General features: G+C 71.5%; 19 protein-coding genes and 2 pseudogenes. 7 read left to right on the top strand and 14 right to left on the bottom strand.

What is annotated here, in order from left to right; all coding sequences use genetic code 11:
* Positions 1–58: 58 nt before the first annotated feature.
* The 4 genes and pseudogenes from AB0I10_RS01410 to AB0I10_RS01425 all read left to right on the top strand — a co-directional run.
* Positions 59–311, top strand: a pseudogene (locus AB0I10_RS01410) (hypothetical protein); the annotation flags it as partial.
* A gap of 71 nt (positions 312–382) precedes the next feature.
* Positions 383–589 (top strand): annotated as a pseudogene (locus AB0I10_RS01415) (carbohydrate ABC transporter permease); the annotation flags it as partial.
* Between the two features lie 73 nt (positions 590–662).
* Positions 663–1721, top strand: coding sequence for a hydroxyacid dehydrogenase (locus AB0I10_RS01420; RefSeq protein ID WP_363150217.1), 1059 nt, complete (start codon positions 663–665; stop codon positions 1719–1721).
* A 62-nt stretch (positions 1722–1783) separates the two neighbouring features.
* Positions 1784–2476 carry an ester cyclase gene (locus AB0I10_RS01425; protein ID WP_363150218.1) on the top strand — a complete coding sequence of 231 codons (693 nt, stop codon included), beginning with the start codon at positions 1784–1786 and terminating at the stop codon, positions 2474–2476.
* A gap of 161 nt (positions 2477–2637) precedes the next feature.
* On the opposite strand, the gene groL is transcribed toward AB0I10_RS01425, so the two are convergent.
* The gene (gene groL / locus AB0I10_RS01430; RefSeq protein WP_363150413.1) at positions 2638–4260 is read right to left on the bottom strand and encodes a chaperonin GroEL; all 1623 of its coding nucleotides are present in this window, start codon (positions 4258–4260) and stop codon (positions 2638–2640) included.
* Between the two features lie 170 nt (positions 4261–4430).
* On the bottom strand, positions 4431–4739 hold the full coding sequence (gene groES, locus AB0I10_RS01435) for a co-chaperone GroES (protein ID WP_010986397.1): 309 nt from the start codon (positions 4737–4739) through the stop codon (positions 4431–4433).
* Positions 4740–5155: 416 nt separating this feature from the next.
* On the opposite strand from groES, the gene AB0I10_RS01440 reads away from it, so the two are divergent.
* Together AB0I10_RS01440 and AB0I10_RS01445 are read left to right on the top strand one after the other, a co-directional pair.
* Positions 5156–6517: an FtsW/RodA/SpoVE family cell cycle protein gene (locus tag AB0I10_RS01440; protein WP_363150414.1), complete on the top strand. Its 1362-nt coding sequence runs from the start codon at positions 5156–5158 to the stop codon at positions 6515–6517.
* Between the two features lie 495 nt (positions 6518–7012).
* Positions 7013–8230 (top strand): class I SAM-dependent methyltransferase, encoded by a 1218-nt coding sequence (locus tag AB0I10_RS01445; protein ID WP_363150219.1) that lies wholly within the window; start codon positions 7013–7015, stop codon positions 8228–8230.
* A gap of 9 nt (positions 8231–8239) precedes the next feature.
* On the opposite strand, the gene AB0I10_RS01450 is transcribed toward AB0I10_RS01445, so the two are convergent.
* From AB0I10_RS01450 to tsaB, 4 genes are all read right to left on the bottom strand, one after another.
* A complete protein-coding gene (locus tag AB0I10_RS01450; protein ID WP_363150220.1) occupies positions 8240–8605 on the bottom strand; it encodes a hypothetical protein in 366 nt (121 codons plus the stop codon).
* 83 nt (positions 8606–8688) lie between these two features.
* Positions 8689–9819, bottom strand: a complete 1131-nt coding sequence (gene tsaD / locus AB0I10_RS01455) for a tRNA (adenosine(37)-N6)-threonylcarbamoyltransferase complex transferase subunit TsaD (protein ID WP_363150221.1) — start codon at positions 9817–9819, stop codon at positions 8689–8691.
* A gap of 5 nt (positions 9820–9824) precedes the next feature.
* Positions 9825–10298 (bottom strand): ribosomal protein S18-alanine N-acetyltransferase, encoded by a 474-nt coding sequence (rimI, locus tag AB0I10_RS01460; protein WP_363150415.1) that lies wholly within the window; start codon positions 10296–10298, stop codon positions 9825–9827.
* A gap of 80 nt (positions 10299–10378) precedes the next feature.
* Complete coding sequence (gene tsaB / locus AB0I10_RS01465) at positions 10379–11038, bottom strand: tRNA (adenosine(37)-N6)-threonylcarbamoyltransferase complex dimerization subunit type 1 TsaB (RefSeq protein ID WP_363150222.1); 660 nt, start codon at positions 11036–11038, stop codon at positions 10379–10381.
* 139 nt (positions 11039–11177) lie between these two features.
* On the opposite strand from tsaB, the gene AB0I10_RS01470 reads away from it, so the two are divergent.
* A complete protein-coding gene (locus AB0I10_RS01470) occupies positions 11178–11747 on the top strand; it encodes a hypothetical protein (protein ID WP_363150223.1) in 570 nt (189 codons plus the stop codon).
* 45 nt (positions 11748–11792) lie between these two features.
* Here the strand turns inward: AB0I10_RS01470 and AB0I10_RS01475 are convergent, their stop codons facing one another.
* The 8 genes from AB0I10_RS01475 to glmS all read right to left on the bottom strand — a co-directional run bounded on the left by AB0I10_RS01475 (position 11793) and on the right by glmS (position 20547).
* Positions 11793–12035 (bottom strand): hypothetical protein, encoded by a 243-nt coding sequence (locus AB0I10_RS01475; RefSeq protein WP_363150224.1) that lies wholly within the window; start codon positions 12033–12035, stop codon positions 11793–11795.
* A 238-nt stretch (positions 12036–12273) separates the two neighbouring features.
* On the bottom strand, positions 12274–12834 hold the full coding sequence (gene tsaE / locus AB0I10_RS01480; protein ID WP_363150225.1) for a tRNA (adenosine(37)-N6)-threonylcarbamoyltransferase complex ATPase subunit type 1 TsaE: 561 nt from the start codon (positions 12832–12834) through the stop codon (positions 12274–12276).
* Between the two features lie 144 nt (positions 12835–12978).
* Positions 12979–14289, bottom strand: a complete 1311-nt coding sequence (locus AB0I10_RS01485; RefSeq protein ID WP_363150226.1) for an alpha/beta hydrolase — start codon at positions 14287–14289, stop codon at positions 12979–12981.
* Positions 14286–15491, bottom strand: coding sequence for an alanine racemase (gene alr / locus AB0I10_RS01490; protein ID WP_363150227.1), 1206 nt, complete (start codon positions 15489–15491; stop codon positions 14286–14288). Before alr ends, AB0I10_RS01485 begins: the two co-directional genes overlap by 4 nt.
* An 80-nt stretch (positions 15492–15571) precedes the next feature.
* Positions 15572–16468 carry a L,D-transpeptidase gene (locus tag AB0I10_RS01495; RefSeq protein WP_363150228.1) on the bottom strand — a complete coding sequence of 299 codons (897 nt, stop codon included), beginning with the start codon at positions 16466–16468 and terminating at the stop codon, positions 15572–15574.
* Between the two features lie 166 nt (positions 16469–16634).
* Positions 16635–18071, bottom strand: coding sequence for an NAD(P)H-hydrate dehydratase (locus AB0I10_RS01500; protein ID WP_363150229.1), 1437 nt, complete (start codon positions 18069–18071; stop codon positions 16635–16637).
* 255 nt (positions 18072–18326) lie between these two features.
* On the bottom strand, positions 18327–18695 hold the full coding sequence (locus AB0I10_RS01505; protein WP_363150230.1) for a holo-ACP synthase: 369 nt from the start codon (positions 18693–18695) through the stop codon (positions 18327–18329).
* A gap of 4 nt (positions 18696–18699) precedes the next feature.
* On the bottom strand, positions 18700–20547 hold the full coding sequence (gene glmS, locus AB0I10_RS01510) for a glutamine--fructose-6-phosphate transaminase (isomerizing) (RefSeq protein WP_363150231.1): 1848 nt from the start codon (positions 20545–20547) through the stop codon (positions 18700–18702).
* Positions 20548–20581: the final 34 nt, after the last annotated feature.

Genomic DNA, 20581 nt, shown 5'->3' on the forward strand with positions numbered 1-20581 from the left:
GCCGCCCGGGGCCGCCACTTGCGAGGGGGAATGCCGCCGTGCGCGAGAGTGCAGTGCAACGCACGACCTCAAGGAGAAGCTGCTGCCGCAGGCCGTGGAACTGACCACGCTCGGCGGCAAGAACTGGGCGGTGCCCTTCGACGCAGCGCCGCAGACGTACTACTACCGCAAGGACTTCTTCGCGAAGCACAAGATCGAGGTGCCCAGGACCTGGGACGACTTCCCACCTGGGACGACTTCCCACCTGGGACGGGAAACCGGCCAGCGGCATGCTCGGCGGCTCCACCTGGGCGGTCACCAAGGACAGCGACTAGGCCGCGGCGGCGGTGCAGTTCGCGACCTGGATGTCCAGCTCGCCTCAGGGCATCAAGGCGTTCACGGCATGTGGAACAGCTTCTTCCTCCCCCCTGGTCATGCTCTCCGACCAGCGCCTCTGCCCGCTCAGCCTCGGTCTGTACGCGTGGAACAGCACACCCACGCCGAGCCGTCCCACTACCGTTGGACACCCCTCGTCGTCACCGGCCCCCTCCTCGCCGTCATCCCGCTGATCACCGCCTTCGTCGCCCTCCAGCGGCATTGGAAGGCCGGCTCGCCGCCGGCAGCGTCAAATGACGACGACCGCCGGGCGACCGCGAGCACCGCGAAGGAGCACCGGTACCACCATGCACCCGACCACTGACAATGCCCCCGGACCTGTGGATATCCCGTCCGCCCGGCCCACCCTGCTGCTGTCCATGGGCCCCGGCATCGCCGACCGGCTCCTCGACGCCCGCCACCACACCCGCCTCGCGGCCCTCACGCGCACCAACTCGCGTCTGGTCGCCCACGAGTTGGCCGACCCCACGCCCGAGGTGGCCGCCGCGCTCGCCGACGCCGAGGTGCTCCTCACCTGCTGGGGCGCCCCGCCCCTCACCGACCGGGTCCTGGCGGCGGCCCCCCGCCTGCGCGCCGTCGTCCACGCCGCCGGATCGGTCAAACACCACATCACCGACGCCTGTTGGCAACGCGGCATCGCCGTCACCTCAGCGGCCTCCGCCAACGCGCTGCCCGTCGCCGAATACACCCTCGCCGCGATCCTCTTCGCCAACAAGCGCGTTCTGCACGCCGCCCACCGCTACCGCATCCTGCGCGCCCCGCACGACTGGCATCGCGAACTGTCCGAGGCCGGCAACTACAGCCGCACCGTCGGCATCATCGGCGCCTCCCGCATCGGACGCCGCGTCATCGAACTCCTACGCCCCTTCGACCTGCGCATCCTTCTGCACGACCCCTACGTGGACGCCGCCGAGGCCGCCCGGCTGGGCGCGGCACCGGCCACCCTCGACACCCTCTGCGCCGACAGCGACATCGTCACCGTGCACGCCCCCCAGCTGCCCGCCACCCACCACCTGCTCGGCGCCCGCGAGCTGGCCCTGATGCCGGACGGCGCGACCCTCATCAACACCGCCCGAGGCTCCCTCGTCGACGAAACGGCCCTGCTCGCCGAGCTGCTGACCGGCCGTCTCAACGCGGTCCTGGACGTCACCGACCCCGAACTCCCGCCCCCCGACTCCCCGTTGTACGACCTCCCGAACGTCCTGCTCACCCCGCACATCGCCGGCTCCCTGGGCGGCGAACTCCACCGGATGGCCGACCGGGCGCTGGACGAGGTGGCGCGGTTCGCGTCCGGCCTGCCCTTCGCGGACCCCGTGCACCCGGGGGCGCAGAGTCACTCGGCGTGACCCCGTCAACATCTCAATTCACCACTAAACTGGACGCATCCCACCCCACCCAGGGAGGCGCCATGAAATTCGTACAGATAATCGATTACAAGACCGAACGGCCCGACGGCATGAACGAACTCATGGACAAGTGGGTCGAGCAGACCAAGGGCAAGCGGACCGCCACCCACAGCCTCGTCGGCAAGGACCGGTCCGACGCGTCGCACTTCGTCGAAATCGTGGAATTCCCTTCGCACGAAGAGGCGATGAAGAACTCCCACCTCCCGGAGACCGACCGGATCTTCCAGGAGATGGTGGCGCTCTGCGACGGGATGCCGTCCTTCACCGACCTGGACGTCGTCCGGGACGAACCGCTGAACACCGCAACCGCCCGCCGGTTCTTCCACGAAATCGCCGTCGGGGGCAACCTCGACGCCATCGACGAGGTGTTCGCGGCCGACTACCGGGACCACGACGTCCTCAAGGAGGAGGAGACCGTGATCGGGTCGGACGTCATGCGGAGCGACGTCACCGCATGGCGCGCCGCCTTCGACTTCACCTTCAACCTCGACTCCCAGGTCGCCCAGGGCGACGACGTCGTGACGCGGTGGACCTGGACCGGCACGCACAAGGGCGACTTCATGGGCATCCAGCCGACCGGCAAGGTGTGCACCATGACCGGGGTCACCACCTTCCGGTTCCACGACGGAAAGGTCCAGGAAGGCTGGTGGCACTACGACATCATGCGCCTGATGCGGCAGCTCGGCGCGCTCTGACCAGACCGTCAGGCCATCACGGCAGACATCGGGGCGCAGGCATCGGGGCATCGCCGTCTGCGGACACCGAACGGGAAGGCCCCTGCTCCCGTCGCTCACGAGCGGGAACAGGGGCCTTTCTACCGACTACCGCCGGCTGTCAGCCGTTGCGCGGCTGCCCGTCAGTGCGCGTGGCCGTGACCGTGACCGGCCTCGGGCTCCTCCTCCGCCGGCTTCTCGACGACCAGGGTCTCGGTCGTCAGGAGCAGGGAGGCGATGGAGGCGGCGTTCTCCAGGGCGGAGCGGGTGACCTTGACCGGGTCGATGACACCGGCCTTGACCAGGTCGCCGTACTCGCCGGTCGCGGCGTTGAAGCCGTTGCCCTTGTCCTGCTCGGCGACCTTCGCGGTGATGACGTAGCCCTCAAGGCCGGCGTTCTCCGCGATCCAGCGCAGCGGCTCGACGGCGGCGCGGCGGACGACGGCGACACCGGTGGCCTCGTCGCCCTCCTTGCCGAGGTTGCCCTCCAGCACCTTCACGGCGTGCACCAGAGCGGAGCCACCACCGGAGACGATGCCCTCCTCGACCGCGGCGCGGGTCGCGGAGATGGCGTCCTCCAGACGGTGCTTCTTCTCCTTGAGCTCGACCTCGGTGGCCGCACCCACGCGGATCACGCAGACGCCGCCGGCGAGCTTGGCCAGGCGCTCCTGGAGCTTCTCGCGGTCCCAGTCCGAGTCGGTGGACTCGATCTCGGCCTTGATCTGGTTGACCCGGCCGACGACGTCCTCGGAGTTGCCGCCACCGTCGACGATGGTGGTGTCGTCCTTGGTGACGGTCACGCGGCGGGCGCTGCCGAGCACCTCAAGACCGGCCTGGTCGAGCTTGAGGCCGACCTCCTCGGCGATGACGGTGGCACCGGTGAGGGTGGCCATGTCGCCGAGCATCGCCTTGCGGCGGTCGCCGAAGCCGGGGGCCTTGACGGCCACGGCGTTGAACGTGCCACGGATCTTGTTGACGACCAGGGTCGACAGGGCCTCGCCCTCGACGTCCTCGGCGATGATCAGCAGCGGCTTGGAGGCACCGGCCTGGATGACCTTCTCCAGCAGCGGCAGCAGGTCCTGGATCGAGGCGATCTTGCCCTGGTGGATCAGGATGTACGGGTCGTCGAGGACGGCCTCCATACGCTCCTGGTCGGTGACCATGTAGGGCGACAGGTAGCCCTTGTCGAAGGCCATGCCCTCGGTGAAGTCCAGCTCCAGACCGAAGGTGTTGGACTCCTCGACGGTGATGACACCGTCCTTGCCGACCTTGTCCATCGCCTCGGCGATGAGCTCGCCGACCTGCTTGTCCTGCGCGGACAGGGCGGCCACGGCGGCGATGTCGGACTTGTCGTCGATCGGGCGGGCGGTCGCGAGGAGCTCGTCGGACACGGCCTTGACCGCGGCGTCGATGCCCTTCTTCAGGGCGGCCGGGGAGGCGCCCGCGGCGACGTTGCGCAGGCCCTCGCGGACCAGCGCCTGGGCCAGCACGGTGGCGGTGGTGGTGCCGTCACCCGCGATGTCGTTGGTCTTGGTCGCCACCTCCTTCACGAGCTGGGCGCCCAGGTTCTCGTACGGGTCCTCGACCTCCACCTCGCGGGCGATGGTGACACCGTCGTTGGTGATGGTCGGGGCGCCGAACTTCTTGTCGATGACGACATTGCGGCCCTTGGGGCCGATGGTCACCTTGACCGTGTCGGCAAGCTTGTTGACGCCGCGTTCGAGGGCGCGACGGGCGTCCTCGTCGAACTTCAGGATCTTCGCCATGGGTTGCTTCAAGTCCTCTCGTTGCGATCCTCGGCCACGCACCGGCGACCGCTATCGCTCAAAACGAACTGCGCCCCTGCCCCGGGTTGTTTAGACGCGGGAACCAGGGGCGCAGATCAAGGCAATACTGGGGTGCTGTACAAGTCCGGGGAGTGACCCCCGGACCCCGGCTACTTCTCGACGATCGCGAGAACGTCGCGAGCCGAGAGGACGAGGTACTCCTCGCCGTTGTACTTCACCTCGGTGCCGCCGTACTTGCTGTAGAGCACGACGTCGCCGACGGTGACGTCGAGCGGAAGACGGTTGCCGTCCTCGAAGCGGCCCGGGCCCACGGCCAGGACGACGCCCTCCTGGGGCTTCTCCTTGGCAGTGTCCGGAATGACCAGGCCCGAGGCCGTGGTCTGCTCGGCGTCGAGCGGCTGGACCACGATGCGGTCCTCAAGCGGCTTGATGGCAACCTTGGAGCTGGCGGTCGTCACGATCCGACCTCCCCCTTCGGAGATCTCACGGGGTTAACTGTCTGAGGTGGCGACCAGGTGGATCCGTCGTCGCGGGTGCCGGACCTGCCCGTCGCTGTGTGTCTGGCACTCCCCAGCGGAGAGTGCCAACGCCGAGACTATGACGCGGTTAGCACTCGGTCAAGCGGAGTGCCAGCGCGGCGAGGTGTACGTATGGCGCCCACGCCCCACCCCGTGCCAAATCGGACACACCTTCCGCTTCCGTCGCAACCGTCCCACCTGCTGCCTCGTCTACCTCCCCGACTGCCGAGCCGATGTCCGGACCGCCTCATATACGCGCCCGCGGCTCCGACGACCGATGGCGGAGGAATCCCGTGCGTGGACTGACGAGCGCTTCCCAGGTGGCCGGGGAGCCGGAGCGCGAAGCCGAGCGCACCATGACGTTCGCCGCGCTCGCCCAGGCGCCGAACCGCCGCCGGACCGAGGCATGGCTGCTCGCCCTCGTCGTCGTGATCGCCGTCTTCGGCTACCTCTACACAGGGCTGTCGCTCACCGGACGACTGCCGGACGGCCTGGCCCGCTTCGCCGGCAGCATGTTCCTCGTGGCGCTGGTGCCGCACCTGGTCGTCCGCCGCTTCGCGCCGCGCGCCGATCCACTGATCCTGCCGCTGGCCACCCTGCTGACCGGCATCGGCCTGGTGCTGCTGCACCGCCTGGACATCACCTACGCGGCGACACCACGGCTGAAGACGGCGCCGGCCGCCTCCGGCCAACTGGTGTGGACCGTCATCGGGGTGACGGTCTGCATCGCCGTACTGATCCTGCTCAAGGACCACCGCCTGATCCAGCGTTACATCTATCTGACGATGACCGTCGCGCTGGTGATGCTGATGGCGCCGGCGTTCTTCCCCGGCGACACCTTCGGCGCCAAGCGCTGGATCTTCATCGGCCCGCTGTCGCTGCAGCCCGGCGAATTCGTCAAAATCGCGATCGCGGTCTTCTTCGCGGGCTATCTGACGGTCAACCGCGACGCGCTGGCACTGACCGGCCGCCGCTTCATGGGCATCCAGCTGCCACCGGGACGCCAGCTCGCGCCGATCTTCACGATCTGGGCGATCAGCCTTCTGGTGCTGGTCTTCGAGCGCGATCTGGGCACCTCGCTGATCTTCTTCGGGGTGTTCGTGATCATGCTGTACATGGCCACCGAGCGCACCAGCTGGGTGCTCTGCGGGCTGGCCATGGCCACCGTCGGCGCGGTCACCGTCGGCTCCATCGAACCGCACGTCAAGGGCCGGATCGAGGCCTGGCAGAACCCGATGGCGGCCTTCACGCCCGAGGGCGAGGCGGCGGGCCTGTCCAACCAGCTGGGGCACGCGCTGTTCAGCTTCGGCAGCGGCGGCATCGGCGGCACCGGCCTGGGCCAGGGCCACCCGGAACTGATCGGCTTCGCCGGCAACAGCGACTTCATCCTCACCACGGTCGGCGAGGAACTGGGCCTGGCCGGGATGATGGCCGTCCTGCTGCTGTACGCGCTGCTCGCCCAGCGCGGCTTCCGCGTGGGGCTCACCGCCCGCGACCCGTTCGGCAAACTGCTGGCCGTCGGGCTCTCCGGTGCGCTGCTCCTCCAGGTCTTCGTCGTCACCGGCGGCGTCACCGGCCTGATCCCGCTCACCGGCAAGGCCCTGCCGTTCCTCGCCAAGGGCGGCTCGTCGCTGGTCGCGAACTGGGTGATGGTGGCGCTGTTGCTGCGCATCAGCGACGCGGCGCGACGCCGGCAGGAGCCGGTTCGCTGCGCTTAGCTTGGGCCGGCTTGGTTGCTCGCCGTTTTCGGCTGTCCGGCCGTGGGGGTTTCTCGCCGTGGCGCCTGCGGCGGGCCGATCCGCTGCGCTTTGCCTGAGCCGCGTTTTTGACCGCCCCACCGCTGTGCTTGCGGCGGGGCTGTTGCCGCTGCGCGGGGCTGTCGGGTGCGGTTCCGGACCTCCGGACTCCGTCCTGCGGTCCGGCCCCTCCCGTTGAGTGTGGGGAAGACCGGTGGGGGTGCACGTAATCGATCACGCGCGCCCAGTGGACGAGTCGCGTGGGAACTGGACACTCAACGTCCGCCCCCACTCAGCCTTTCCACCCACCCACGGGAGGGGACAGCCCGCAGGACGAAGTCCGGAGGGCTGTCACCGCACCCGAAAAACCACGCACGCCGCAGGCGCAACGGCGAGACACCCCCACGGCGGGACAGCCAGAAACGGCCTGGGCAAAGCGCAGCGAACCGGCGAGCAACCAAGCCGGCCCAGGGAACAATGGTGCAGGTGACCGACCTCAACACCTTCGCCGCGCTGCTCGCCCCGGAGGGGCAAACACTCCTCGACGCGCTGCGCGACTACGACCCCGCCGACGAGCTGGCGACAGCCACCCGCCTGCGCCGCGACCACGACGCGCCCCTCGTGTCGGCGGCCCTCACGCAGGCCCGTCTGCGCACGCGGGCCGCGGCGAAGTTCGGGGCGGACGCGCGGCGGATGTACTTCACGCCCAACGGCGTCGAGCAGTCCACCCGCGCGTCGGTCGCCGCGCACCGCGCCGCCCGGCTCGCCGCGCTGGGCGTCCGTACGCTGGCGGACCTCTGCTCCGGGATCGGCGGCGACGCCCTCGCGCTGGCCCGCGCCGGGATTTCCGTACTCGCCGTCGACCGCGATCCGCTGGCCTGCGCCGCGGCGCGGGCGAACGCCGAGGCGCTGGGCCTGGCGGAGCTGATCGAGGTGCGCTGCGCGGATGTCACGGAGGTGGACACCGCCGGATATGACGCGGTGTTCGTCGACCCGGCACGCCGGAGCAAGGTGAGGGGCGGCCGGATCTTCGATCCGGAGGCGTATTCGCCGCCGCTGTCGTGGGCCGTCGAGGCGGCCCGTACGGCTCCGTACGCGGCGCTGAAGATCGCGCCCGGTGTGCCGCACGAGGCGCTGCCCGACGACGCCGAGACGGAGTGGATCTCCGACGGCGGCGAGGTGAAGGAGGCCGTGCTGTGGTTCGCGAAATCCCGTGGCGACGCACCGCTTCCGGCCCCCGGCGCGCGCCGCGCCACCCTCCTCCCCGGCGGTGACTCGCTGCTCGGCGCGGGCCTGCCCGACCCCGAGCCGGGGCCGGTCGGTGCGTGGCTGTACGAGCCGGACGGCGCCGTCATCCGGGCCCATCTCGTCGCGGATGTCGCCCGACAGGTCGGCGGGCGGCTGATCGATCCAACGATCGCGTACATCACCGCGGACCGGCTGACGGAGACCGCGTACGCCACCGCTTACGCGATCACGGACGTGCTGCCGTTCAACGTCAAGAAGTTGAAGGCGCTGCTGCGCGAACGCGAGGTCGGCATCGCGGTGATCAAGAAGCGCGGCTCGCCGGTCGAACCGGAGGAGCTGCGCAAGAAGCTGAAGCTCGGCGGCGGCCCGCACTCCTGCACGATCTTCCTCACCCGGGTCGCCGGCGCCCCCACGATGCTGCTGGGGCATCCGGCCGCCGGCGCATGAACCGGACGCTCACGCCAGGTCGGTGAGGTCCTCGGCGTAGATCTGGGAGAGCGGCTGCGGGCCGACGTACTGCTGGCAGGTGCACTGGCCGGCCTCGTACTGCATCGGCTTGTGGTCCGCGTCCCAGGCCACCGCCACCTCGACCCGCTCATGGCACTTGCCGCGCTTGTCGTGCTTGGCGAGGTGGTGGGTGCAGCCGCACACCGGCTCCGGCGGCTTGTGCGCGGCGGCCAGCTCCTGCCGCTCCTGGCGAGCGGTCTCCAAACGCTCCATCTTGCGCTCGTGCCGGGTGCGCAGGGCGTCGCGGGCGATGTCGGCGACCTTGGCGAAGCCGCCCGCCATGAAGAAGATGAAGACCCACCAGAACCAGTCCACGGCCTGCCCCTCCCCGCACGCACACCACAGCTCCCGCCCAGAGTAAGACGTACCGACGGGCCCGCGGGAGGCGGCAGCGGTCCTCAGGAGTAGAGGTTCTCCTTGCTCACCTCGTGGACATGGTCATGGCCGTGGTGGTGGGCGGAACCGGCCGCGGCTGCCTCTCCGGGGACGTGCGTCTCGGTGACCGGCAGGGACGAGTCCGCGGACAGGTCCCAATCGGAGGCCGGCCGGTTGCGGGCCACCATCTCCGCACCCAGGGCCGCCACCATCGCCCCGTTGTCGGTGCACAGTTTGGGCCGCGGCACCCGCAGCGTGATGCCCGCGTCCTCGCAGCGGCGCTCGGCCATCGCCCGCAGCCGGGAGTTGGCGGCGACCCCGCCGCCGATCATCAGATGGTCCACTCCCTGGTCCTTGCAGGCACGGACGGCCTTACGGGTCAGCACATCCACCACGGCCTCCTGGAAGGACGCCGAGACATCCGCCACCGGAACGTCCTCACCGGCCGCCCGCTTGGCCTCGATCCAGCGCGCGACCGCGGTCTTCAGGCCGGAGAAGGAGAAGTCGTAGACGGGGTCGCGGGGGCCGGTCAGACCGCGCGGGAAGCGGATCGCGTCCGGGTTGCCCTCGCGTGCGTAGCGGTCGATGACCGGGCCGCCCGGGAAGCCGAGTTGCAGTACCCGGGCGATCTTGTCGAACGCCTCGCCCGCCGCGTCGTCGATCGTCGAGCCCAGCGGCCGTACGTCGGAGGTGATGTCCGGCGCCAGCAGGAGGGACGAGTGGCCGCCGCTGACCAGTAGGGCCATCGTCGGCTCGGGCAGCGCGCCGTGCTCCAGCTGGTCGACGCAGATGTGCGAGGCGAGGTGGTTGACGCCGTAGAGCGGCTTGCCGAGGGCGTACGCGTACGCCTTGGCGGCCGAGACGCCGACCAGCAGTGCGCCCGCCAGCCCGGGGCCGGCGGTGACCGCGATGCCGTCCAGGTCGCTCGCCGCGACGCCGGCGTCCTTCAGCGCGCGCCGGATGGTGGGGACCATCGCCTCCAGGTGTGCCCGCGAGGCGACCTCGGGGACCACTCCGCCGAAGCGCGCGTGCTCGTCGACGCTGGATGCGACCGCGTCGGCGAGGAGGGTGCGGCCTTGGACGATGCCGACGCCGGTCTCGTCGCATGAGGTCTCGATGCCAAGGACGAGCGGTCCGCCGCGTGCGTCAGCCATGGTTTTCACGTTCCTTGTACGGAGGGTGCTTCGGAGGAGGTCTCGGTGGTGCGCCGCATCACGAGGGCGTCGACATTGCCGGGCTGGTAGTAGCCGCGCCGGAAGCCGATGGGCTCGAAGCCGAAGCGCTCGTAGAGGCGTTGCGCACGGGTGTTGTCGACCCGCACCTCCAGCAGCACCTCGCGGCACTCGAAGTCGGTTGCGGCGCTGAGGAGTTCGGACAGCAGCCGGGCGCCGAGGCCGGTGCCCCACTGGTCGCGGGCGGTGGCGATGGTCTGGATGTCTCCGGTGCCGTCGATGGCGGCCAGCCCGCCGTAGCCCACCGTCCGGCCGGCCAGTTCGGCGACGAGATAGCGGCGGGTGGCGAACGGTCCGCGCGCATACGCCAGCTCCGACCAGAACATGCCGGGCGACCAGGCGTCCTCGGGGAAGAGATCGCGTTCCAGCTCCAGCACCGGGGCTATGTCCCACCAGCGCATCTCGCGCAGCACAGGGGCGCCGCCGCGCGGCCGCGTCGTCGAGGGGCGGTGGTCGGGCCACGGGCGGGCGGTACCGGGGCTCACTTGGGAGTGACCACCTTGTAGTTGGCCGGCACCTGCGCGTCCGGGCGGCGCAGATACAGCGGCCGGTCGGGCAGGAACTCCTCGCCGGCCGCGAGCTTCTCGGCGGCCAGCGAGGCGAGCGCGGCCGCGGACTGGTGCTCGGGCGCCTCGCGCCGTACGCCCGTGAAGACCGCGTCGTACAGCAGCGCACCGGCGCCCACCGCGGGGACGCCGGCCACCTGGTCGGCGATGTCCGCGGGGCGGTCGACGGCCGGTTCGGTCAGCCGGGTCCTGGCGTCCGCGTAGCGCGCCCAGTAGACCTCTTTGCGGCGGGCGTCCGTCGCCACTACGAAGGGCTCGTCCAGGCCCGCGGCGTACGCGAGGCCGTCCAGCGAGCACAGGCCGTGGACGGGAACGTCCAGCACGGCCCCGAACGTCGCCGCGGTGACCAGGCCGACCCGCAGGCCGGTGTACGGGCCGGGGCCGACTCCGACCACGATGTCGCTGACCGCGTCGAGCTTCAGGCCGGCCTCGGCCAGCACCCGGTCGACGGCGGGCAGCAGCAGCTCGCCGTGTCGGCGCGCGTCCACCTCGCGGGACTCGGCAAGGACGCGGGAACCGTCATGCAGTGCGACGGTGACGGCAGGGGTGGCGGTGTCAAGAGCTAGCAGCAGCACGTCCTTAAGCCTACGGCGCCGCAGATGGTCCCCGTTCCGGTGCTACCGTCCCCCGTATACCAAGCAGTCAGGCAGCCAGGCGGCCGGGCGCGGGGCCTCCCGCCGGCGGCCGGGGAGCGTACGGAAAGGTGGCACAGCGGTGCCCGCTAAGAGCAGCACGATCGTCACCGCTCTCACCGCGGCCGCCCTGGTCGCGGTCGGCGTGCTCGGCTACCAGGCCTCGGCGTCCGCACCGGACACGCTCGCCCCGGCCCGTCAGGACGGCAGTCACGGCAGCACAGCGCCCAAGAGCCCCGCGCAGGGGAAGAAGGACAAAACACCCCGGCCCGTCGCGGTCCCCGCGGGGTCTGGCGAGGGCCGGCGGGTGGTCTACTCCCTGGGTGCCAAGCGGGTCTGGCTGGTCGGCGCGGACGGCACGGCGATCCGTACGTACGGGGTCGCGCCCAGCACCGTCAGCCCGCCGGCGGGGGCATACGCGGTCGTCTCTCGTTCGGTGAGCGTCACCGGCTCGGACGGCATCGCGATCGAGCATGTCGTGCGGTTCGCGAGCGTCGACGGCGTGGTGATCGGTTTCAGCGCGGCGGTCGACGGCTCCACACCGAACCCGGACGCGTCGAAGAAGACCGGCGGTATCCGTGAGTCGCGGGACGACGGCAAGGCGATGTGGGAGTTCGCGCTGCGCGGCGTGAAGGTCGTCGTCGTTTCCTGACCGGACCCTGGTCCCAGGACCCTGCGACACCTTCGCCCCTACGGGTTACGCGGCGTCGCGCCCCTCGGTGGACGCGGCGGCCGCCGCTCCGGTCTCGGCCGGCTTGGCCGCACGGGCTTCCTCGGGGGCGTCGGGGGGTGTGGAGACGGCACTGGCCGCGGCACACGCCGCCAGCAGTTCGTTCATGGTCGGCGGCTGCTCGCGCGCATCGCGCTCGGCGCGCCGGGCCGCGGCGACGGGGGTGCCCCCGCGCCCTTCAGACGTGGGGGAGGGCTGGTGGGCCGACATGGACGCCTCCCGGGCTCCTGGGGCAAGCGACAGAAGTTAGGCTGACCTAACTGGGTCTCTGCACCCCATGTCACCACGCCTGGCGCCACACGCGCAACATCATACCGACACCTTGTCGGAAACTACGGGCCGGACGGCCGGAACCGGGGCGCCACGGGGTGTCGTCGGACTCCCTCCAGGGCCTTTCGGACCCTGATCCACAGACCGACCCCAGGGCTGCGACCTGCTGTCCGTGCGGTCAGCAGGTCGCGAGGGCGGGCAGTCCGGCATCCGCCCACCGCGGGCCGCGACCGATGACCGTCACCTCGCGTACGTCGTCCGGGGCGCGCTCCAGCCCACCCTCCGGGCCGCTCTCCAGGACGCCGTCCGGGCCGCCCGGCGCGTCGCCTCCCACCGCCCGGCCGATGACGACATGCAGCCGGTCCTCGGACAGCTCCTCGACCTTGCCGTCGCCCCACTCCACGACCACCACCGACTCCGGCAGCGAGACGTCGAGGTCCAGGTCCTCCATCTCGTCGAGGCCGCCGCCGAGGCGGTACGCGTCTACGTGCACCAGCGCCGGGCCGCCGGTCAGCGAGGGGTGCACCCGGGCGATGACGAAGGTCGGTGAGGTGACGGCGCCACGCACACCCAGGCCCGCGCCCAGGCCCCGGGCCAGCGTCGTCTTGCCCGCGCCCAGCTCACCGGTGAGCAGCACCAGGTCGCCGGGGCGCAGCAGTGCGGCCAGTCTGCGGCCCAACTCCTGCATCTGATCGGGAGTCTTGACGGTTACCTGTGCAGTCGCAGCCGTGGTGCTCATGCCGAAACCTCGCTTCGCTCGGCCCTGCATTCGCACGGCGCGCACCTCTCAACGACTCGCTCGCTGGGCTCGCTCATGCCGCAAATGGTACGGCCCGGACGGGCCTCGGGTCCCGGACCTCGGGGCGGTGGAAACGGCCTGCCCTCAGGCCCGGGCCGTCCGGGAACTGCGCGCCGCCGCGCTCGCCCGTTCCACCAGCGACACCAGCTGCTCATTGACCAGTTCCGGCTGCTCCAGCATCACCAGATGACCGGCGCCTGGGACGCACAACAGCTCGGCGTTGGGCAGCAGCTCGGCGATCGTCTGACTGTGGTCGGCGGGGGTGATCAGGTCCTTCTCCCCCGCCAGCACCAGCGCCGGCACCTTGTCGTAGGCCACCAGCGCATCGGTTTTGTCATGCACCGCGAACGCCGGGTAGAACTCGGCGACCACATCGATCGGGGTCGCCTCGATCAGCCGCTCGGCGAACCGCGCGACGCCGGGGTCCACGTCCTTGGGCGTGCCGAACGAGTACCGCTTGATGATCCCCGCGAACAGATCGGCGGTGGCCCGCCGCCCGCGCTCGACGATCTCGCTCTGTGCGCCCAGTGCCTTGAGCACACCCGGCGCGAGGCGGTGGAACGCCTTCACGCCCAGCGACGGCAGCCCGAACGCGACCTCGCTCAACCGGCCCGCCGAGGTGCCGATGAGGGCCACCCCGACCACCCGTTCCGCCACGAAATCGGGGAACTGGTCGGCCAGCGCCATCACCGTCATCCCGCCCATGGAGTGCCCGACCAGCACGATCGGGCCCTCGGGGACGGCGGCGTCCAGCACCGCCTTCAGATCCCGGCCCAGCAGATCGATGGTGACCGGTTCGGTGCCGTCGATCTGGCCGTGGCCGCGCGCCGACCGGCCGTGGCTGCGCTGGTCCCAGTGGACGGTGCGCACCGTGCCGCGCAGTGCCGCGCGCTGGAAGTGCCAGGAGTCCTGGCTGAGGCAGTAGCCATGGCTGAAGACGACCGTGGGGGCCGTGGAGCGCCGCCCCAGCACCGCCAGCAGCCGCTTACGGAAGCCGCTCTGGGCCTCCTGGACGGCGCGGGCGGCCTTGTCGGCCTTGCTCCCCCTGGCCTGGTCGCCCTTGCCCGCCCGCGCGCCCTTCTCCGGCCTGCCCGGCACACCGCCGGGCTCGTCCACCTCGTAGTAGAGCTCGGTGCCGTCCTCCGCGACCGCCACGCCCGGCGTGCCGCGCAGCGTGCCGTACGGTCCCGCCGCGTCCAGCGCCAGCCGCGCCTTGCGGCGCATCCCGCGGCCGACGGTCAGCCGCTCTATCGCCACACCGGCCGCCGCACCCGCCGCGACCACACCGATCGCGGCGCCCGCGATGCCCGCGTGCCGCCCGGCCTTGGCCCAGTTGCCGGCCACGTCGGCCGCCGCCTCCACCGCCTGCGCGGCGGCCTCCTTGCCCTCCGTCATGCCGTACCCCCCGTGAGCGCCGTGTCCCCGTCCGCGTCGGCCCCGTCGGCCTGGTGGATCTCCATTTCACTGTCCACGTAGACGCGCGGCACCCGGGTTCCGATGCGTGTGACGATTTCGTACCCGATGGTTCCGGCCGCCCTGGCCCAGTCCTCCGCGGTCGGCTCGCCGCGGTCGCCGGGGCCGAAAAGCACCGCCGGATCACCCGCGTGCGCGGTGTCACCGCCGAGATCGACCACGAACTGGTCCATCGCGACCCGTCCCGCGATCGTCCGCCACTTGCCGGCGACCAGCACCGGGCCGCTGCCGGAGGCGTGCCGCGGGATGCCGTCGGCGTAGCCGAGCGGGACCAGCGCGAGGGTGGTGTCGCCGGGCGTCGTGTAGGTGTGCCCGTAGGAGACGCCATGGCCGCCCGGGGCGCGTTTGACGGACGCCAGCGAGGCTTCCAGCGTCATCGCGGGCCGCAGCCCGAGCTCCTGGGACGTGCCGACCTCGGGGGCGGGCGAGATGCCGTAGATGCCGATACCGGCGCGTACCAGGTCGTAATGGGCCTCGGGGAGGGTGAGCAGCGCCGGGGTGTTGGCGATATGCCGCACCTCGGGGCGGAGCCCGGCCGCCTCGGAGAGGGCCAGCGCATCCTCGAAGGCGGCCAGCTGGGCCGCGATGGAGGGGTGTCCGGGCTCGTCGGCGCAGGCGAAGTGCGACCAGATGCCGGTGACCTTGATCGTGCCCTCGGCCTCGGCGGCCGCGGCGGCGGCGATCAGTTCCGGCCAGTGGGCGGGCTGGCAGCCGTTTCGGCCGAGGCCGGTGTCGGCCTTGAGCTGGACGCGGGCGGCGCGGCCGAACCCCCGCGCCGCCGCGGTCACCTCGTGCAACGACCACAATCCGCTCACCGAGACATCGATGTTCAGCTCGATCGCCCGGTGCCAGGGGCCGCCGGGCGTCCACAGCCAGCACATCAGCCGGCCCGTGTCGCCGGCCTCGCGCAGCGCGAAGGCCTCCTCGGGAAGCGCCGTGCCCAGCCAGGTCGCGCCGGCCTCGCGGGCGGCCTGCGCGCAGCGCACCGCACCGTGTCCGTAGCCGTCGGACTTGACCACGGCCATCAGCTCTGCCCGGGGTGCGCGGGCCCGCAGCGCACGCACATTGGCTCGCACGGCGGCGAGGTCAATGGCGGCACGGGCGCGCTTCGCTGTCTCGTTCATCCCCCTCAGTGTCTCAGGCGGCGCCGCGACACCCCGGGGGGACGGGCTGTACGGCACCGTGCCGCTCACGGACGCCGGCCTCACACACCGGTCTTTCGGCCCCAGACGTGGACGATGTCGCGGTTCCTCAGCACCTGCCACAGCTTCTCGCCGTCCGCGAACTTGACATTGACGCAGCCGTGCGAGCCGGGCAGTTTGTACAGGTCGCCGTAGACGCCGTGCACCGCCTCACCGCGGTCGAAGAACTGGGCGAACGGCATCGGCGAGTGGTAGAGCGACGAGGTGTGGTTCAGGTTCCGGTAGTAGATGCGGTACGTGCCGGTACGGGTCTCCCTGGTCGCCCGGCCGGAACGGATCGACACCGGGCGGAAGATCACCTTCCCGCCCTGCTGCACCCACATGAGCTGCCGCGACAGATCGACGCAGGCGACCCGCTCGGGACGGTTCGGGCAGTGCCCGGCCCGGTTCGGGTCCTGCTGGGCCTCCAGCAACCGCAGCACGGCACCGGTGACCGGCCCCGCGAAGCCGGTGGCCGGCTCGATGTGCTGCGCCTCCTGGAATCTGCGGATCGCCTCGCAGTCCCCGGCGGACTGCCTGCCGTCCACCGGCTGCCTCAAGTAGCGCTCGGCCTGCCTCTGATGGGGGCCGGTGGACGGACTGCAGGACGGCGGCCCATCGTTCCCGCCGTCGCCGTCGCGCTGCACCTCGGACCGCGGTACGTACTCGACATGCCACTCCGGCTCGGCTGGCCGCGGTGGCTTCGACTTCTCGGCCGTACGCTCCTTCCGGTCCGGCGTCCCGCGCTGCTCTCCCACGTACGGGGTGTCCGGGATGCCGCGGACCAGATCGGACTCGGCGACCGCGTCTCCGGAGACCGCGTCCGGGGCGGGTGTCCGCGCGGTGGCCGGCGCGGGCCCGCCGACGAGGGTGAGCAGCGATGCAGCGCCGACCAGCAGCGCCGGGAAGGTGCGTTTCATGCCACCACCATCCCGTGACCGCCCGACCGCACCGCCAATCGGACGACAGGTTCGCCCTGGTGTCGCGCGGCGTTCCCTCACTGGGCGTAACGCCGGGCCCAATGCCGACGGTAACGCCGGGAAGCCCAGGGCGTGTTACGGCGTTGTGGAACGAAGGGGCTCCCGGTCAGTCCAGCACGTCCCGCCACGCCGCCCCCAGTTCCTCTGCCACCTCCGACGCCAGGATGGGCGCGCCCTGCGGTCCGGCCACGCGGCGGGCCGCCAGGCCGTGCAGATACGCGCCGACGGACGCCGCGTCACGGGCCGGCAGCCCGGTGGCGAGCAGCGAGCCCGTAAGCCCCGAGAGCACATCGCCACTGCCTGCGGTCGCCAGCCAGCTGGTCCCGGTGGGGTTGACCCGTACGGGCCCGGCGGCGTCCGCGATCAGCGTCGTCGAGCCCTTGAGCAGCACCGTGGCGCCGTATTGCGCGGCCAGCGCCCGCACGGACCGCAGCCGGGCCGCCTCGATCTCCCCGCGGCCGTGGCCGAGCAGCGCGGCGGCCTCGCCGGCGTGCGGGGTCAGCAGGGTGGCTGCGGTCCGCGCGTGGACCTGCTGCGGCGTCAGAAAGCGGAGCCCGTCGGCGTCCACGAGCACCGGCACATCCGCGGCCAGCACGTCCTCCAGCACATCCGCCGACGCGTCCGGGTCATCGCCGAGGCCGGGCCCGATCACCCACGCCTGGACGCGGCCCGCCTTGTCCGGCGGCCCGGCATGCACCAGCGTCTCCGGAAAACGCGCCAGCACGGCGTCCGCAGCCGGGCCGACATACCGTACGGCCCCCGCGCCGCCGCGCAGCGCGCCCGCCACCGCCAGCACGGCCGCGCCCGGATAGCGCGCGGAACCGGCCACCACGCCCACCACACCGCGCCGGTACTTGTCGCTCTCGGCCGCCGGCCGCGGCAGCAGGTCCGCCACGTCCGCGTGCTGCAGCGCTTCCACGTCTGCCTCCTCGGGCAGCGTGAGGCCGATGTCCACGAGCCGCAGCGCGCCCGCCCGCTCCCGTGCCGGATCGATCAGCAGCCCCGGCTTGTACGCCCCGAACGTCACCGTCGCATCGGCCCATACGGCGTCCCCGCCGACCTCGCCGGTGTCCGCATCCACGCCGCTCGGCAGATCGACGGCCACCACGAGCGCCGACTCCCGTGCCGCGTGGACGAGTTGGGCCGCCTCGGGGCGCAGTCCGCCGCGGCCACCGATCCCCACGATCCCGTCCACGATCAGATCGGCCCAGGCGATGTCCCGCAGTGGATCGGCCGACACCCGCCCGCCGGCCGTCCGCAGCGCGGCGAGACCGCCCTGGTGCGCCCGCTCGGGCGACAGCAGTACGGCGACGACCCCGGCGCCCCTGCGGGCCAGCCGGGCGCCCGCGTACAGCGCGTCCCCGCCGTTGTCGCCGCTGCCCACCAGCAGCGCCACCCGGGCGCCGGACACCCGGCGCAGCAACTCCCCGCAGGCGACGGCCAGTCCGGCCGCCGCCCGCCGCATCAGCGTCCCCTCGGGCAACCGGGCCATGAGCTCCCGCTCGGCGGCCCGCACGGTCTCCACGCTGTAGGCAGTCCTCATGGCGCCAGTCTCACACTCCAGCACCCCACCCGCGGTGAGCGGAACCAACACGGCGCCGCACCCGGCAACGGACGACACCGCGCCGCAGGCCTAGGGTCTGTCCGATGGGTCAGGGTCGGAAAGGCCGCGGCGTCTGGTGCGGTGCATCGCAAGGCGCCGGAGCGGCCCGATAGCGGAGCTATTGGGACGTTTCGGCAACGCCGCGAGGTGCCGTGCCAGACGCCGCGGGCCCGGCCATGACCCATCGGACAGGCCCTAAGCCTCCGCGATCACCACCGCCGACGCGATCCCCGCGTCATGGCTGAGCGACACATGCCACGACTGCACCCCCAGCTGCGCCGCCCGTGCCGCGACCGTGCCGCGGACCCGCAGGCGCGGCTGGCCGCTGTCCTCGACGTACACCTCGGCGTCGGTCCAGTGCAGGCCGCCCGGCGCTCCGAGCGCCTTGGCGATGGCCTCCTTGGCGGCGAACCGGGCCGCCAGCGAGGCGATACCGCGGCGCTCGCCGCTCGGCAGCAGCAGTTCCGACTCGATGAACAGCCGCTGCGCCAGCTCCGGCGTCCGTTCCAGCGCCGCCTCGAACCGGTCGATCTCGGCGACGTCGATACCCACCCCAATGATCATTTGCTCACTCCACCGTCACCGACTTGGCGAGATTACGCGGCTGGTCGACCTCGTTGCCCCGGGCGGTCGCCAGCTCGCATGCGAAGACCTGGAGCGGCACCGTGGACACCAACGGCTGAAGCAGCACCGGGGTACGGGGAATCCGTACGAGGTGGTCCGCGTACGGCACCACCGCCTCGTCGCCCTCCTCCGCGATCACGATCGTGCGCGCGCCACGGGCCCGGATCTCCTGGATGTTCGACACGATCTTGTCGTGGAGTACGGATCGCCCGCGCGGCGACGGCACGACCACCACCACCGGCACGTCGTCCTCGATCAGCGCGATCGGCCCGTGCTTGAGCTCACCGGCCGCGAAGCCCTCCGCGTGCATGTACGCGAGTTCCTTCAGCTTCAGCGCGCCCTCCAGCGCCACCGGGTAGCCGACATGCCTCCCCAGGAACAGCACGGTGTTCTTGTCGGCGAGCCCGCGCGCCAGCTCCCGTACCGGCTCCATCGTGCCCAGCACCTGCTCGACCTGGGTGCCGATGGCCGCCAGCTCCTTCACCACGGCGCGCACCTCGTCACCCCACTTGGTGCCCCGCACCTGCCCGAGATAGAGCGCGACCAGGTAGCAGGCCACCAGCTGGGTGAGGAACGCCTTCGTCGACGCCACCGCGACCTCCGGCCCGGCGTGCGTGTAGAGCACGGCGTCCGACTCCCGCGGAATGGTCGAACCGTTCGTATTGCAGATGGCGAGCACCTTCGCGCCCTGCTCACGGGCGTGCCGCAGCGCCATCAGGGTGTCCATGGTCTCGCCGGACTGACTGATGGCGATCACCAGCGTCCGCCGGTCCATGATCGGGTCGCGGTAGCGGAACTCGCTGGCCAGCTCCGTCTCACAGGGGATCCGCGTCCAGTGCTCGATCGCGTACTTGGCGATCATGCCCGCGTGGTACGCCGTCCCGCACGCCACGATGACGACCTTGTCGACCTCGCGCAGCACCTCGGACGGGATCCGCACCTCGTCCAGCGAGAGCTCCCCGGACGCGTCGATCCGCCCCAGCAGCGTGTCCGCGACGGCCTTCGGCTGCTCGGCGATCTCCTTGAGCATGAAGTAGTCGTAGCCGTCCTTCTCGGCCGCCGACGCGTCCCAGTCGACGTGGTACGCCCGCACCTGGGCGGGCGCCCCGTCGAAGTCGGTGACCGTCACACCGTCCCGGCGCAGCTCCACGACCTGGTCCTGGCCCAGCTCGATGGCCTCCCGGGTGTGCGCGATGAACGCCGCCACATCCGAGGCCAGGAACGCCTCGTCCTCACCGATGCCCACCACCAGCGGCGAGTTGCGGCGCGCACCGACGACCAGGTCCGGTGCGTCGGCGTGCACCGCGACCAGCGTGAACGCGCCCTCCAGCCGACGGCACACCTGGCGCATCGCCTCCGGCAGCTCACCGCACGACGAGTACGCCTCGGCCAGCAGATGGGCGACGACCTCGGTGTCCGTCTCGGACGCCAACTCATGGCCCCGGTCCGTGAGTTCGGCGCGCAGCGCGGCGAAGTTCTCGATGATGCCGTTGTGGACGACGGAGACCCGGCCGGCGTTGTCCAGGTGTGGATGGGCGTTGGCGTCGGTGGGTCCGCCGTGCGTGGCCCACCGGGTGTGCCCGATACCGGTCGAGCCGGTCGGCAGCGGACGGTCCGCCAGCTCCTTCTCCAGGTTGGCGAGTTTGCCCGCCTTCTTGGCCGAGGCCAGCCCGCCGTCGGCCAGCACGGCGACGCCCGCCGAGTCATAGCCGCGGTACTCCAACCGCTTCAGCCCGGCCAGAACGACGTCAAGAGCGGGCTGCACGCCCACATATCCCACGATTCCGCACATGGGTGCAGCCTACGACGGGCGCCCGCCCTGACCG

The organism is Streptomyces sp. NPDC050636, assembly GCF_040654775.1.
Classification (GTDB): Bacteria; Actinomycetota; Actinomycetes; order Streptomycetales; family Streptomycetaceae; genus Streptomyces.